This window comes from Chitinophaga tropicalis (assembly GCF_009758205.1).
Taxonomy (GTDB): Bacteria; Bacteroidota; Bacteroidia; order Chitinophagales; family Chitinophagaceae; genus Chitinophaga; species Chitinophaga tropicalis.
On record NZ_WRXN01000016.1, the window covers coordinates 55,355 to 70,069 of the forward strand.

Here is a 14,715-nt window from a genome sequence, read left to right on the forward strand (position 1 = left end):
CATTAATTTAGGACCGGTATCAGTTGTAGGTTCCGGTGGCAGCAGTCATTGCTGTCCTCACTACTGGCTCTTCAACAGCTTTCTTTTTCCAGTCATTGTACTTTCCTTTGTCAATGCTGTTCAGCACTTTGAAGATGGTATAAGCCCAGTAGTTACGGAAGCCAAAGCCCTGTGCCTTGCCGGTTATTCTTTCAGTAAGTAATACTTTTTTAGTGGCCAGGTCCAGCAATGTTACATAAACATAGGCTTCTTTATTGGCCTTGCTCATGCCGTCCATGATGAATACCAGTCCTATGCCTTTTTTGCCGGAGAGTTTATATGCGCTTACATGTTTGCCTATATCTGCAGGTGTAAGGCCTTTTTCCACATCAGCAATATTATCTGTCTTGATCTTATCAGCGCTGATAGCGTCGTTCACTTTCTTGATCGCTTCCAGGTCGTTTGTAACAGTGCTTCTTCTGAAGGCCTCTGCAATGTCGTACTTTTTTGTTTCAGTGATGATCACACTGTTGATGGGCTCGAACTTATCCTGGATCTCTGCAGCAGTGGCAGCTTCTCCCTGGATCTTTGTAAGAGAGAAATCAACACCCAGGTATATCAGGGGTGTTTCTTCCTTCTGGAAAAATTCCCTGAGGCTCTGCGCCTGGCTCTTTACAGCGGTCAGGGTTACAAGCATAGCAGTACAGCCCGTCAGAAGGAATTTGTTTACAGCATTCATAAAGATGGTTTTTAGGGGTTTATGAAAATTTTGAGTTCACATTGGGCCATTATCTTCCCGTTAAGCGTTACTTTGCCGGCTACCATGGTAGCATTGAACACCTGGCTCAGTATCTCGGTGGTGGTTTCTATAAAAGCGCCGGCGGGGGGGAATTCAAACACTTCAAAGTCTTTTACGGCGCCTATGAAGCCTATGGGTACGGGGGTATTTTCCTGTTGTGCAATATAGCCAACCCTTGCAGCGGCAGTTTGCGCCATGTTCTCCAGCAACCCTGGGGCTTTCAGCACACCATCTTCCACAAAAAGATTATCGGCCGCAATCTGCAGGCCGGTACGGGTAATATTATCTTTCACTTCCAGTATTCCCCCAATCATCACTATCGGTGTACGTTGAGGAATATACGCTGTAACGCTGTCTGTGTGGATGAACATATATCAATCAGTTTTCGGTAGTTCCCAGAAATCGTAATAATTAAACCATTGTTCAGGATATTTCTTCACCATTTCTTCCAGTTCCATTACAAAATCCTGAACGGCAAGTTCCACACCTTGCCGGCGCCGGCCATGATATTCCCTGGGCTGGGTAGCATAGAGGTGATAATGAGTGCTGGTTTCCTTAAAAGCGAACACCAATGACACCGGTACCCTGAAGGTAGCTGCCAGCAGAAAAGGGCCTGCCGGAAAGCTTGCCTGTTGCCCGAGAAAATTGGCCTGTACTGTTTTATTACCCTTAAGGAACCTGTCTGCGTGCATACACACCAGTTCCTGGTTACTCAGGGCTTCATTGATAGCGTAAATGTGCGATAAATCGTCCTTAATTACAATAATATTCACATTCCTTTCTCCTGTAACGGACGACAGGTATTTCTTGATCCGCTCATGCTCACCATCAAACATGACAATATTGATACGGGTTTCCAGCCGCCGGAACAAATGCCCCGCCACTTCCCAGTTTCCCAGGTGGGCGCTCAGCATAATACCTCCCCTGCCGGCCGCTGTGATCTCCCTCAGGTATTTCTCCCCCTCAAATTCAAAGGTGAATTTATTACCTATCCCGGACATGACCACTACCTTATCGATCAATACCTGCCCGAAAACATAATAATTGCGGTAAACACTCAGTAAAGAACGCCACCAGCCATATCCGATCTTTGTATGAAAATAGTTAAATATGGGGCGGGAAGAACTGTAGGAAAATATAAAATAGTATGCGGCAACAAACCTCAGTAACACATAAGCAGGCAATACCCCTCCATAACGTAAGGTTGCGATAAATATACTATACCCCAGCTTATTCCCTTTGGATTTCCCCTCCCAGGAAGACATTATACCAGTTGCTTTTGTTTGATCCTGGTTGCCACATATTCATAGAAATCCTGGAATGTGGAGATTCCCTGGAAATCTTCCGGGTTTACTTTAAAACCGAAATTATTCTCTATCACTACTACCAGATCTATATAGTCAAGACTATCCAGGTCCAGGGTAGCTTTCAGGTTGGCATCAGGCGTGATCTTTTCCGGGTCCGCTTCAAATTCTTCTACCAGGAACGCATTTGTGATCTGTATGATTTCTTTCTTATCCATAATTTAAATAAACCTCTAGGATATAGGTTGAGCTAATTGGTTAAAATGTAGTAATAAGTGTTCGCTGGGTTTTGTCCCTCCGTATAATACCGGACTGATGTATCCTTCCTTAATGCTGCATATTGTAGTCCTTCCATTAATAAATGCTTCAATTTCGTCCCCTCAAAGTTATAAATATCCGGCCAAAATGTACAAATTGCCTTTTTTCGGGTATAACATTGTGACAGCCAACTATTTACCATTCCATTTCCGGACTATCAGAGAAGAATTGGTTCCTCCAAAGCCAAAAGAATTAGACAAAAATATATTAAACTCTTTATTAATAGTACTGTTGGTTATATTTAAATTTGCTGCGGCTCCGTCCGGGTTTTCCAGGTTGATATTGGGGGCTATAAAACCGTTCTGCATCATCAGCATGGAGTAAACAATTTCACTGGCGCCCGCCATCCAGCACTCATGCCCTGTCATCGATTTGGTAGAGCTGATATATGGCTTTGAGCCGCCAAACACCAGGTCCAGCGCCGCCGCCTCACTGGCGTCGCCCGCAGGGGTACTGGTAGCATGGGCGTTGATGTATTCAATGTCCTGGGGTTGTAATCCCGCATCCTGCAGGGCTATCTGCAGGGAACGCGCAGGACCGTCTATTGTCGGATTTGAAATATGTGCTCCGTTGGAAGAGAACCCATACCCTATCACTTCACCCAGAATAGTAGCTCCCCTGCGTTGTGCAGATTCCAGGCTTTCCAGTATCACAGTAGCAGCGCCACCACTGGGCACCAACCCGTCACGGTCACGGTCAAACGGGCGGCTTGCCTTGGCCGGCTCGTCCTCCCTCACAGAAAAAGCAGCAATAGCATCAAAGTTGCCCATAGAATAGATGTTGATCTCCTGGGCGCCACCACAGATCACACAATCCTGCATACCATTCCTGATAAACATATATCCCAGCCCAATGGAATGGGAACCACTGGCACATGCAGCGCTGACGCTGAAGTTAATACCGCGCAGCTTGAAGATAGTGGCCAGGTTCATATTCACGGTAGAGTTCATGGTCTGGAACACAGAGCCTGAACCTACCAGCATGGTGTCCTTTTTCTCCCGCATAATATCAGTCGCCTCTATCACAGGTTTGGAAGAGCTGTCGTTACCAAACAGCAAACCCACTTCGGTCTTCTCTATATAGTCAGGATCAATACGGGCCTGTGCCAGGGCCTCACGGGTACTCATAAACGCAAATTCCGCCTGCTCAGGCATCATCAGCCTTGCACGGCGGTCAAGCACTCCTTTCAGATCAGGACGGTCCACATACCCCGTCAGCCCGGAACGGTATCCGAATGCTTTTCTCTCAGGGTCCAGTATAATGCCGGACTTTCCTTTGTATAATGAATCACGTACCTCCTCCAGGTTCTTACCAATACAGGAATATATTCCCAACCCTGTGATCACTACTCTGTTCATATGGTTCTTTTTGTACAGCGGTTAACAGACAGTACCTCATTCATTAACCGCATTTGAAATCATGTATATAATCCCCCGTTAATAGACAGTACCTCTCCCGTAATATAAGAGGATGCTTTGGATGCAAAGAAAGCTACAGCTTCTGCAACCTCTTCCGGCGTCCCGAAACGGTTCATCGGTACCAGGGCAGCCAGCTCCTTTTCATTCAGTTCTGCCGTCATATCGGTTTTAATATACCCGGGGGCTATAGCGTTCACTGTTACGCCACGTTTGGCAACTTCCTGCGCCAGGGCCTTTGTAGCGCCAATTACACCCGCTTTTGCAGCAGAATAATTGGTTTGTCCCGGCAACCCTTTCAGACCTGACAGGGACACTATATTTACGATCCTGCCATGCCTCTTCATCAGCATACTGTTAATCACCTGCTTGGTTACATAGAAAAACCCGTCAAGGCTGCTACCCAGCACGTTCCTCCATTGAGTACTGTTCATCCAGAACAGCAGGTTATCTTCACGTATACCGGCATTATTAACAAGCACCTCTACGTATTTCTCTTTATTACCTTCTACCCAGCCGCCAAGTACGGTCGTCACCTCCTGCTCATTTCCCACATCAAACTGCAGCAGCTCCCCGTCGCTACCCTTGGCCCTTACTGCTTCCAGCGTTTCATTGGCAGCAGCAACATTGCCTTTGTAGTTGATCAGTACATAGTAGCCCAGCTCCGCCATCTTTATGCATATCGCCCTTCCTATTCCCCTGGAGCCGCCTGTTATTAAAGCACATTTCATTCTTTAAGTTGTTTTATTTTGAGTTACCAAACAATCTCAGGGTCATTCTGCAGCAGGTATTCCTTTATTTTTTTAGCATCCTTATACCTGGGACTATCTTCAATAAATTTAGGGAAAATTGCCCTTACTTCCTGGTAGATCCTGTGTGAGAACGAAGAGAGCCTGCTCTGGCAATTCAGGTAATCTACCGCCTGCAGCATGGTCATCACCTGTATGGCCAGTACCTCAAAGGCATTCTCAATAACACGGTTCGCCATCAGGGCGGCATTACAACCCATGCTTACAATGTCCTGGTTATCATTATTGTTCGGGATACTATGCACATACATCGGGAAAGACAGCGTCTGGTTCTCCGCTACAGTAGAAGTAGCAGTGAACTGTATCCCCTGCATGCCAAAGTTGAGGCCAAGTTTCCCCAGGTTCATGAACGGCGGGAACTTATGGTTCAGCTTTTCGTTCATCAGGTAGTTTAATTGTCTTTCCGACAACATAGAAAGCTTGGTGATAGCTATCTTGATCTTGTCCATTTCCAGGGAGATATAGTCCCCATGGAAATTTCCACCATGGTAAACATTCTCCTGGTGATGGTCCACCACCGGGTTATCACTCACAGAATTCAGCTCCTGCAGCACTATCTTCTCTGCATGCATCAGGGTGTCATACACAGGGCCCAATACCTGCGGTACGCAGCGGAGTGAATAATATTCCTGTACTTTATCTTTAAAGATCTCCTCTTCCAGCTCCTTGTAGAAATGGTCCGGACGATGCCTTACCATCTTACTGTCTTTCAGTATATTACGCATAGCGGCAGCCACTTTACGCTGCCCCTCATGCTTCTTTACATTATTCAGCTCATGTGAAAGGTGATCGTCAAACGCTTCCACTATCTCATTGACCATGGAAGAGAGTATACAGCTCCAGCCCAGCAGCTTTTTAGCCTCTATCACATTCACCAGCCCTATACCCGTCATGGCAGAAGTACCGTTTATCACGGCCAGACCTTCACGTACATGCACGCCCATAGGCTTAATGCCCAGCCGGGCATATACTTCTGCTGTAGGGCGCAGCTCCCCTTCATATACCACTTCCCCTTCTCCTATCAGGTTAAGCGCCAGGTGAGCCAGCTGCACCAGGTCTCCGCTCGCACCTACTCCTCCATGTTCATATACACAGGGATATACATTCTTGTTGATCAGGTCTTTTAACAACACCACCACCTCAGGATGTACCCCCGAATGCGCCTGCATGAAACTGCTCAGACGCGCAATCATCAACCCCTTTATTAACACAGGCGGCATGTATTTGCCCGCTCCGGAACTATGGCTGCGGATAAGGTTATACTGCAACTGGTGTGTATCGCTTTCACTGATGCGGTATTGTGCCATCGGACCAAAGCCCGTATTGATCCCATAGATCAGTTTTTTGGCAGAAAACGTTTTCAGAAATTCGAAGTTTTCCTTTACCTGCTGTAAAGCGCTTTCTTCCAAAACCAACTCTTCCCCGTCAAAGATCAAACGGTACACTTCATCCAGTGAAAGCTCCTTACTTCCTAAAACAACCATTATTTTAAATTAAATTAATTGATTATGTAAAAAAGTGCTCAAAAATAGCAATTTTCCCTAGTGTTGTGGTTTGATTTTTTTAGGGATCAATTCATGTGACAGTAATGTTGGCCTGATGGGATCAACCTTCTTCTACATCCACTTCGGGGGCCTCTACCAGCACTTTATCTATACGATGAGCGTCCATATCAACTATTTCAAAGGTAAATCCCCTCCACTCAAACTTCTCCCCTATCTTGGGAATATGCTCCTGGTGGTGCAGGATAAAGCCGGCCATAGTATCAAACTCCTGCTCAAATTCTGCCATCCAGTCTTCCTTGTCAAACTTGCTGAGGAAATCATAAAACGGTATTTGCCCATCTACAAGATAAGAACCATCTTCCCTGCGCACAATCTCATAATCATCGTCCTGGCCGGTCTCCGGCATGTCCCCCACAATAGCTTCCAGGATATCGTTCAGGGTTATCATACCCAGGAAAGTACCGTATTCATCTACAATAAACGCAGCATGGCTCTGGGTTTCTTTAAATTTCTCCAGCACCTGGTAAGCAGAGTTGTTCTCAGGTACAAAAAGAGGTTTTTTCATGATGGTAGCCAGCACATAGTTATTACTGGCCGCCGCCATATAGAGGTCCTTAATGGAAATAATACCTTCAATACTGTCTATCTGCCCGTCACATACAGGATATACCGAGTGAGGGCTTTCAAATATCTTACTGCGCACGATCTCTTTCGGATCATTCACGTCCAGCCATACAATATCCGTACGGTGGGTCATCAGCGACGTGATGTTCCTGTCCCCCAGGTGAAACACCCTTTCAATGATCTCCTGCTCTGTTTCCTCAATAGCGCCTGAAGTAGTGCCCTCATTGATCAGCGCCTTGATCTCCTCTTCCGTAATATTACCTTCTGCCGGCTTCAGGTTAAACAGCCGCATAATAAGGCTCGTAGAGATACTGAGCAGCCAGATAAAAGGCGAAGTGACAACAGACACAAATTTCATAGGACCGGCCATCTCCTTGGCTATAGACTCCGGACGGAGCATACCAAGACGCTTAGGCACCAGTTCCCCTAAAACAAGCGTAAAATATGTAACCGACACTACAATAATGGTAATAGCAATACCATTACTGTACAGCGCCAGGGAAGGGAATTCTGTTGAAATATAAGCTATCAGGTGCGGCCGCAGGCTTACACCACATAAAATGCCGATTAAAATACTGATGAGCGTGATACCTACCTGGACAGTAGAAAGAAACCTGTCCGGATTGTTTGCCAGCTTGAGCGCTGCTTTTGCCTTTTCATCCCCTTTATTGGCCAGGTATTCCAGCCTCGCTTTACGTGCGTACTCCATGGCAACCTCAGACATTGAGAATATGCCATTAAGCAAAATAAGGATGAGGATAATGACGACGACTTCCATGATATAAAGGCTAAAAATAAAGAATTATTCAAATATTAGTGTAAGAAATGCTAAAAGCAGTCCACCCAGTATTGCAATGATCTTACGGTAGCTCAATTCATGGTGTTTGGTGCCACTTTCAAAGAAAATAGTTGTGGAAATATGCAGGAAAGCGCCTATTACCAACGCTACAATATACGTGATAATATTCGTTACATATACGGAATAACTGCCTGATACCGCGGCCAGTATAGCCGCCAGGGGCGTCACAAGAGAGAAGATGAACAGGGTACGCCACAGGGAAGCCCTTTTCTGACCACCATGTATCATCACCGTAATAAGGGTAAAAGCTTCCGGCAGCTTATGGGCAGCTACGCCAATCACCAAAGAAGACATGGCGGCATGGTCCTTAAACTGGAAGCCCAGCGGAATACCCTCCATAAAAGCATGGATAGAAAGCCCGAATAACAGGGGCGTCATATGCACATGGTCATGGTCCCCCCTTGGCAGGTGCGTATGGCCATGCTCCGCCCCGTGGGAAAGCGTTTGCAAAGCCACCTGCAGGAAAAACCCTATCACAATGTAAATACCGGCCTGGTGCCCCAGCTCATGATATACCTCCGGTATCAGGTGCATCACCGTGATCCCGAACAGGCAGGCGCCGGTAAAAGCCAGCAGGTAAATAGGCAGGTTAGGATGTATCTTCCTGACCACCATGGGAATAAGGCCGCCGCCAAGCGTGGCCAGCAATACTATTAATAAGAAGATCCAGTTCATGTTGCCAGTTCAGGTTCCAGTCGGATACGACGTTGAAAGAATCCGCCGCTGAGCATCCCTATAAAGATGCCAAGAATAGCGCCACCCAGTACGTCCAGCGGATAATGTACCCCTACATATACCTGGGCATACCCAATGGCAAAAGCCCAGAGGAAGAAAAGAGAGGCATATCCTTTTGACAGCTGCCTGAAAGTGAGAAAACAAAAAGTTGCCAGCGCAAAGTGATTAGTAGCGTGAGATGATGTAAAGCTGCCGCTCCTCGGACAGTACGATACCAGCACCCGTACAAATTGCTGCATCAGCGGGTCCCGGCAGGGCCTCAGCCTTCCTACGGCCTCCTTGATATACAGGCTGGACTGGTCCGCCAGTCCGAATGTGATCAGGAAGAATGCTATCCACCAGAAACCCCTCCAGCCAAAGTTCATAACAATGAATACCAGCAGGAAAAGATAAAGAGGCGCCCAGAAGTAAGGCTCCCTCAGCCAGGGAATGATCGCGTCCAGCAACGGGTGCGTCCACTGATTATTGATACGGAAAAATAATTTCAGGTCCAGGCGAAGCAGGTTTTCCAGCATGACTAAGGTTTTGTAGCTATAATGATCAACCTCGGAGAATGATGTTCATCATAGTTATTAAAATGATAGTCTCCAAAGATATCTGTTATCTGCAAACCCTGGCGGGCAAACATATCTTCAAAGTCCTGTTTGGTGAAAGCACAGACACTCTCCGTATAAGAAGCGCGCTGCATCCTCGAACGGTCAAGGATATTGATCTCCTTCAGGAATTTCCCGTCCTCCGCCTCCCGGTGAATGTCAAATACCACATCTCCCATTTCCTTCACTTCTTCATATACCAGGTGCTCTCCTACGTAGGTGCTGTTCAGGTAGTCCAGCACCAGCCGGCCACCAGGCCTGAGAGCATTCTTAAGCGTTCTCAGCGCATTGTCATTCTCCCTGGCCGTTTCAAAATACCCGAAACTGGTAAAGAAGTTAAAGACCAGGTCAAAATAATTGACCCTGAAAGGCAGGCGCATATCGTGCTGAAAGAAGCTGAGACGCGGGTTCTCCAGTTTTTTGGCAATATTGATACTGCGTATGGAAAGATCTATACCGGTAACAGTAAAACCCTTTTCCGCCAGGTAACGGGCATGCCGGCCAGTGCCACAGGCCACGTCCAGCATAGTTGCATCTGCCGGCGGACGCAGGTACTCCAGGAGCTTGTCTATAAAAGACACAGCTTCCTTACTGTCCCTGTTACTATATAACAGATCATAATAAGGGGAGTTGAACCAATCTTTAAACCAGTGTTTTTGTACTTCCACGGCTATCTCATTATAAGCTTCCATCATTTATCTAAAACGCTCCAAAGCTCTACTTTTTATTGTTAAACATCAAATATCGGGTGCTTTCGTAAAATGCGCGCGTTAAATTATCGAGTTTTTTCGCAGTATCAGGCTGCTGAGCCTTTACATCCTTTAAAGGATCTCCTTTCAGATCATAAAGGGCAGCGCTCTGCGTCTTCTCATTGATCTCATACTGATAACGCTCTCCTATAACTGACATGTACGCCTGCAGATTCTTCGTATAGATACTGAAAGCATAACGGTCTGCCGCATTCGTAGAATCCAGCATGTCCTGCCCCAGGGTATAATTCTTCACCGGCATTCCCACCAGTTTGGCCATTGTAGGATAAACATCCACCAGGCTGACCGGATAGCTGATCTCAGCAGGCTTTATAAAACCGGGACTGTAAATAAAACAGGTAGTATGTACTCCCCCGCTGGCCAGCTCATACTCAGGAACAGGCATGAAATGGTACGGATTAAGGGTACAGTTATGGTCCCCAAACATGATAAAGACAGTATTTTCAAGATAACCGCTTTTCCGGGCCAGGTCTACCAGGTGGCCCACGTTATAGTCTTCATAACGCAGCGCATTGAACTGGTCTACAGATACAAAACCGGCCTTTTTAAATTTCACCATGTCCAGGTCTTTCTCCGTCACCTTCCTGAAATCGCCCGCACCACTGGAGGTTGTATAGGGCGGGTGATTATCAGCCAGTTGCAGGAAAGCTATAAAAGGCTGCTTACGCTGATGCGCATCCCTGAATATCTCATCAGCCTCCGTTATCAGGTCATAATCCGATACTCCCCATACATCTGCCTTCGGCGCTTTATAATAACCTTCTTCATATATCTTCACACCCTCCACATTGTTTGTGAATACAGCGCGGATATTGGCCCAGTTGGTATTACCGCCCAGCAGGTAGAATTTCTCATATCCCTTGAACTGGTCCATAATAACACGCTGGTCCACCATCTGCGGATGACGGGAAGCCGTTTTCGCAGAAGTGATGTCCGGCAGGCCGGTGGTCACCCCATATACTGTCCTGGCTGTACTGATGGCAGGCACAAAGAAATTGCGGAAAAGGATGCCGCTGTCTGCCAGCCGTTTCATATTAGGCGTAGCCTGCATAGGGTTACCGTACATACTGGTAACGGAAGCCCCGGTAGACTCCAGCATCACCAGGATAACGTTCATCTTCTTTCCCGGGTCAGCACCCGTGATTTGCCTCACAAAGTTCAGCTTCTCCGCATCAGGATTTTCCACACCCAGGTACTTTGCCATTACAGGATAATACTTCTTCGTCTTATCAAGATCATACGTATCTTTCTGAACAGAAAGGTTAGACACAAAATACAGTACAGGATTGAGCGCAAGACTGGTTATCCCGTTATCGCGGGTAAACATGGCCTGGCTCCAGCGCAGCGGGAAATATGCCACATTCGCATAAATACCTGCCGCAAAAACGATCACCGTTCCTGCCAGCCAGCCAATATAACGGCCGGGCGTCAGCAGCACAGCCTTCTCTTTCGCCATACGGCGGTAAGTCCGGCTGTAAAGACGGTACATCAGGAAAAGGAACAGCCCCACCGCGGCAACAGTGCGCAGTATCGGGTAGGTCTGCCATAACATCCTGGCATTGTCCGCCCTCTCCCCGTCCAGGAAGAAACGGAACACAGAAGGGTCCATACGTATGCCCAGGTAGGCAAAATGCCCCAGGTCAAATATATAGTGCCATATCAGCAGGAAATAAACTATAAAAAGATAGATAAACGTAAAAAGCCGGATAAATGGCTTGGTAAAGAAGGCATTACGCCATATTACGGCAAACAACAGCAAGGGTATGACCAGGATCAGGGCCAGCCGCATGTCAAATCTCAGACCCAGCCCCCAGGCTTTAACAACGGGCGCATTACCAGCAACGGTTGTCTGAAAAAAGAAAAAGAAGAAGATCAGGCGGAACAGGACCATCAGCAGAAATAGGGATAGGGCCTGGACAATCACATAACGAATATACTTTGGTATATTCTTCCATAAATATTTCATGTAGAGCGTAGCTGTTTTATGATTGAATGCGAGCAGATTATTTAACAATAATTTAAACGCGGATGCAAATATACCAAATTCCCCTTCCCCCCAAGGGAGAAGTGAGGCTTAAAATCCCATTAAAAGGGACAGAAGGTATTTTTACCCTTCCTGCCGCTCTATATACACAAGAAGCTGGAAATATGGAATTTGTCTTTTGGGATTTGGAATTTTATATTTGCCCTTCCTTTTAAAATTGAAATTCGTGGCACTGATCAAATCGATTTCTGGTATTCGCGGAACTATCGGGGGCAAACCTGGTGAAGGACTCTCTCCTCTTGATGTAGTTAGGTATACGGCAGCATACGGGACATGGTTAATAAAGCAATCAGACAACAAAAAGGTAGTTATAGGACGGGACGGACGCATCTCAGGAGAAATGGTAAGGCAGCTCGTAGTAGCAACGCTGAACGGTCTTGGCCTGGATGTAATAGACCTGGGCCTGTCCACCACCCCCACTGTTGAAGTAGCTGTAAAACTGGAAAACGCTGCAGGCGGGATCATCCTGACTGCCAGCCACAATCCGAAGGAATGGAACGCCCTGAAACTGTTAAACAGCGAAGGAGAGTTCATTTCCGGCGAAGATGGCGCGGAAGTACTGGACCTGGCCGCCCGTGAAGACTTTACATTTGCTGATGTAAATAAGCTGGGCAGCTACAGGGAAGATAACAGCTACCTGCAGAAGCATATTGACATGGTAGTAAATTACCCTTTGGTAGACGTTGCAGCCATTAAAGAGCGCAATTTCAAAGTAGTGGTAGACGCTGTGAACTCCACAGGCGCCATCTTTGTACCCGCACTCCTCAAAGCACTGGGCGTCGAAGAAGTGACCGTACTGTTTGACGAGGTGAACGGCCGCTTCAGCCACAATCCTGAGCCATTGCCGGAAAACCTCACCGCCCTGAGCAATGAAGTGAATAAAAGCGCTGCAGACCTGGGTATAGCTGTAGATCCGGATGTTGACCGCCTCTGCTTTGTATGCGAAGACGGTAATATGTTCGGTGAAGAATATACACTGGTGGCTGTAGCCGACTACATATTAAAGACCCGCAAAGGCAATACCGTCTCCAACCTTTCCTCCACACAGGCGCTGAAAGACGTTACCCTTAAAAACGGTGGCGAATATCACCCTTCTGCCGTTGGTGAAGTGAATGTCGTACGCAAAATGAAAGAAGTGAACGCAGTGATAGGTGGTGAAGGTAACGGGGGCATTATCGTACCCGACCTGCATTACGGCCGCGATGCACTTATCGGTATAGGTCTTTTCCTCAGCCATGTGGCACACAGCAAAAAGAACCTGAAAGCCCTGCGTAACAGCTATCCCGACTACTTCATCTCCAAGAACAAGATCGAACTGGATAAAGGAGTCGACGTGCTGACTATCTTCGACAAGATCAAAGGCAAATACAAGAACCAGCCCCTCAATACAGAGGATGGTCTGAAAATAGAATTTGATAAAGACTGGGTACATCTCAGAACCTCCAATACTGAACCTATTATCCGCATTTACGCGGAAAGCCAGAATGAAACCACGGCAGATAATATCGCCAAACGTATCATGCAGGATATCAGGGAGTTCATGCACTGATTGAGCTTCCAGCCGGCCGCGCGCCGGCCCCATTCACTTAAAAAAAGGTTTCGGCCAACGACGAAACCTTTTTTTATTCCCCCCCTCCATCATTAAAAATTTCCAACTACCACACTCCCTGACCAATAAAATCAAAAAAATTAGGACATTTGTGACCGCCAACGGCATTATTGATATCAAAAACCACCACCATCTTGAAAAAAATTTATTTTGACAACGCAGCTACCACCGCGCTGGATAGCAACGTACTGGATGTGATGCTGCCGTACATGACCGAAAAGTTCGGTAACCCGTCCTCTATCTACTCTTACGGCCGCGAATCACGCCTGGCCATCGAAACTGCGCGTAAATCAGTAGCCAAAATCCTGAACGCTCACCCGGGAGAGATCTTCTTTACCTCCGGTGGCACAGAAAGTAGTAACACAGCTATCGCAGCCGCTATCAATAACCTTGGCTGCAGGCATATCATCTCTTCAGAGATTGAACACCACGCTACCCTGCATTCTGTAGAACACCTGCATTCCAGGGACAATATCAGGCTGAGTAACGTAAACCTGCTATCCAACGGGCATGTAGACATGGAACACCTGCGGGAACTGCTGGCCGGCTCAAAAGAACGCTGCCTGGTCACCCTGATGCACGCCAATAACGAGATCGGCAACCTGCTGGATATGCACGCAGTAGGTAACCTCTGCAAGGAATTTGACGCCATTTTCCATTCAGATACCGTACAGACAGTAGGCCACTACCCGTTTGACCTGAGAAATACCCCGGTACATTTCATCAACGGTTCCGCACATAAATTTCATGGTCCGAAAGGAGTTGGTATCCTCTATATAAATGAGAATGTAAAGATCACTCCGTTCATCCACGGCGGTTCCCAGGAGCGTAATATGCGCGCCGGAACAGAGAATGTATATGGCATCGTTGGTTTTGCCAAAGCCCTGGAAATGGCCACAGCACACTATGAAGAACACAGCGCTTATATCAATGATCTTCGTATGTACATGGCAGAACAGCTCCAGCAGCACATTCCGGGCATAGGTTTCAATGGAGACCTGCACGGGCGCAGCCTGTATACCGTGCTGAACGTATCTTTCCCTAAAACAGAGAAAAGTGAGATGCTGCTCTTCAACCTGGATATAAATGGTATCTGCGCCTCCGGCGGCAGTGCATGTACTTCCGGCGCAGATGCAGGTTCTCATGTTATCCGCGCCATTAACAGTGATCCCAACAGGATTGCCGTACGCTTCTCCTTCAGCAAAGACAATACAAAAGAGGAAATAGATACCGTCGTTGCAAAACTGAAAGAGCTCATTTGATCAGTTTAGACTTTTAGCTGGTCGCAGACCAGCCTCCTCTCAAAAGAAATGGGTTTTGCCAAAGGCAAAACCCATTTCTTTTGAGCAGTT

General features: G+C 47.0%; 14 protein-coding genes. 2 read left to right on the forward strand and 12 right to left on the reverse strand.

Going from position 1 to position 14,715, the window contains the following annotated elements; translation table 11 throughout:
* Window positions 1–19 precede the first annotated feature (19 nt).
* The 12 genes from GO493_RS26300 to GO493_RS26355 all read right to left on the reverse strand — a co-directional run bounded on the left by GO493_RS26300 (window position 20) and on the right by GO493_RS26355 (window position 11,676).
* Window positions 20–718 (reverse strand): hypothetical protein, encoded by a 699-nt coding sequence (locus GO493_RS26300; protein WP_157309222.1) that lies wholly within the window; start codon window positions 716–718, stop codon window positions 20–22.
* An 11-nt stretch (window positions 719–729) separates the two neighbouring features.
* Complete coding sequence (locus GO493_RS26305) at window positions 730–1,149, reverse strand: 3-hydroxyacyl-ACP dehydratase (protein WP_157309223.1); 420 nt, start codon at window positions 1,147–1,149, stop codon at window positions 730–732.
* Between the two features lie 3 nt (window positions 1,150–1,152).
* Window positions 1,153–2,043 (reverse strand): LpxL/LpxP family acyltransferase, encoded by an 891-nt coding sequence (locus GO493_RS26310; RefSeq protein ID WP_157309224.1) that lies wholly within the window; start codon window positions 2,041–2,043, stop codon window positions 1,153–1,155.
* On the reverse strand, window positions 2,043–2,300 hold the full coding sequence (locus tag GO493_RS26315) for an acyl carrier protein (RefSeq protein ID WP_157309225.1): 258 nt from the start codon (window positions 2,298–2,300) through the stop codon (window positions 2,043–2,045). Before GO493_RS26315 ends, GO493_RS26310 begins: the two co-directional genes overlap by 1 nt.
* 231 nt (window positions 2,301–2,531) lie before the next feature.
* Window positions 2,532–3,758 (reverse strand): beta-ketoacyl-[acyl-carrier-protein] synthase family protein, encoded by a 1,227-nt coding sequence (locus tag GO493_RS26320; RefSeq protein WP_157309226.1) that lies wholly within the window; start codon window positions 3,756–3,758, stop codon window positions 2,532–2,534.
* 59 nt (window positions 3,759–3,817) lie between these two features.
* Entirely contained in the window at window positions 3,818–4,546 is a 729-nt protein-coding gene (gene fabG / locus GO493_RS26325) for a 3-oxoacyl-ACP reductase FabG (protein ID WP_157309227.1), read from the reverse strand.
* Window positions 4,547–4,569: 23 nt separating this feature from the next.
* Window positions 4,570–6,108 (reverse strand): HAL/PAL/TAL family ammonia-lyase, encoded by a 1,539-nt coding sequence (locus GO493_RS26330; protein WP_157309228.1) that lies wholly within the window; start codon window positions 6,106–6,108, stop codon window positions 4,570–4,572.
* Between the two features lie 121 nt (window positions 6,109–6,229).
* Window positions 6,230–7,531 carry a hemolysin family protein gene (locus tag GO493_RS26335; protein WP_157309229.1) on the reverse strand — a complete coding sequence of 434 codons (1,302 nt, stop codon included), beginning with the start codon at window positions 7,529–7,531 and terminating at the stop codon, window positions 6,230–6,232.
* Window positions 7,532–7,555: 24 nt separating this feature from the next.
* Window positions 7,556–8,287, reverse strand: a complete 732-nt coding sequence (locus tag GO493_RS26340) for a ZIP family metal transporter (RefSeq protein WP_157309230.1) — start codon at window positions 8,285–8,287, stop codon at window positions 7,556–7,558.
* Window positions 8,284–8,862, reverse strand: coding sequence for a phosphatase PAP2 family protein (locus tag GO493_RS26345; protein WP_157309231.1), 579 nt, complete (start codon window positions 8,860–8,862; stop codon window positions 8,284–8,286). Before GO493_RS26345 ends, GO493_RS26340 begins: the two co-directional genes overlap by 4 nt.
* A gap of 2 nt (window positions 8,863–8,864) precedes the next feature.
* Window positions 8,865–9,635 (reverse strand): class I SAM-dependent methyltransferase, encoded by a 771-nt coding sequence (locus GO493_RS26350; protein ID WP_232539105.1) that lies wholly within the window; start codon window positions 9,633–9,635, stop codon window positions 8,865–8,867.
* A gap of 22 nt (window positions 9,636–9,657) precedes the next feature.
* Window positions 9,658–11,676: an LTA synthase family protein gene (locus tag GO493_RS26355; RefSeq protein WP_157309232.1), complete on the reverse strand. Its 2,019-nt coding sequence runs from the start codon at window positions 11,674–11,676 to the stop codon at window positions 9,658–9,660.
* 244 nt (window positions 11,677–11,920) lie between these two features.
* On the opposite strand from GO493_RS26355, the gene glmM reads away from it, so the two are divergent.
* Both glmM and GO493_RS26365 read left to right on the forward strand, forming a co-directional pair.
* Window positions 11,921–13,303, forward strand: coding sequence for a phosphoglucosamine mutase (glmM, locus tag GO493_RS26360; protein WP_317165469.1), 1,383 nt, complete (start codon window positions 11,921–11,923; stop codon window positions 13,301–13,303).
* A 194-nt stretch (window positions 13,304–13,497) separates the two neighbouring features.
* Window positions 13,498–14,625 (forward strand): cysteine desulfurase family protein, encoded by a 1,128-nt coding sequence (locus tag GO493_RS26365; protein WP_157309234.1) that lies wholly within the window; start codon window positions 13,498–13,500, stop codon window positions 14,623–14,625.
* Window positions 14,626–14,715: the final 90 nt, after the last annotated feature.

Coding starts and splice junctions, on each gene's coding strand:
- GO493_RS26355 (WP_157309232.1), bottom strand. CDS start 11,676: ATGAAATATTTATGGAAGAATATACCAAAGTATATTCGTTATGTGATT.
- GO493_RS26335 (WP_157309229.1), bottom strand. CDS start 7,531: ATGGAAGTCGTCGTCATTATCCTCATCCTTATTTTGCTTAATGGCATA.
- GO493_RS26305 (WP_157309223.1), bottom strand. CDS start 1,149: ATGTTCATCCACACAGACAGCGTTACAGCGTATATTCCTCAACGTACA.
- GO493_RS26320 (WP_157309226.1), bottom strand. CDS start 3,758: ATGAACAGAGTAGTGATCACAGGGTTGGGAATATATTCCTGTATTGGT.
- GO493_RS26300 (WP_157309222.1), bottom strand. CDS start 718: ATGAATGCTGTAAACAAATTCCTTCTGACGGGCTGTACTGCTATGCTT.
- GO493_RS26310 (WP_157309224.1), bottom strand. CDS start 2,043: ATGTCTTCCTGGGAGGGGAAATCCAAAGGGAATAAGCTGGGGTATAGT.
- GO493_RS26315 (WP_157309225.1), bottom strand. CDS start 2,300: ATGGATAAGAAAGAAATCATACAGATCACAAATGCGTTCCTGGTAGAA.
- GO493_RS26340 (WP_157309230.1), bottom strand. CDS start 8,287: ATGAACTGGATCTTCTTATTAATAGTATTGCTGGCCACGCTTGGCGGC.
- GO493_RS26350 (WP_232539105.1), bottom strand. CDS start 9,635: ATGATGGAAGCTTATAATGAGATAGCCGTGGAAGTACAAAAACACTGG.
- GO493_RS26330 (WP_157309228.1), bottom strand. CDS start 6,108: ATGGTTGTTTTAGGAAGTAAGGAGCTTTCACTGGATGAAGTGTACCGT.
- GO493_RS26345 (WP_157309231.1), bottom strand. CDS start 8,862: ATGCTGGAAAACCTGCTTCGCCTGGACCTGAAATTATTTTTCCGTATC.
- fabG (WP_157309227.1), bottom strand. CDS start 4,546: ATGAAATGTGCTTTAATAACAGGCGGCTCCAGGGGAATAGGAAGGGCG.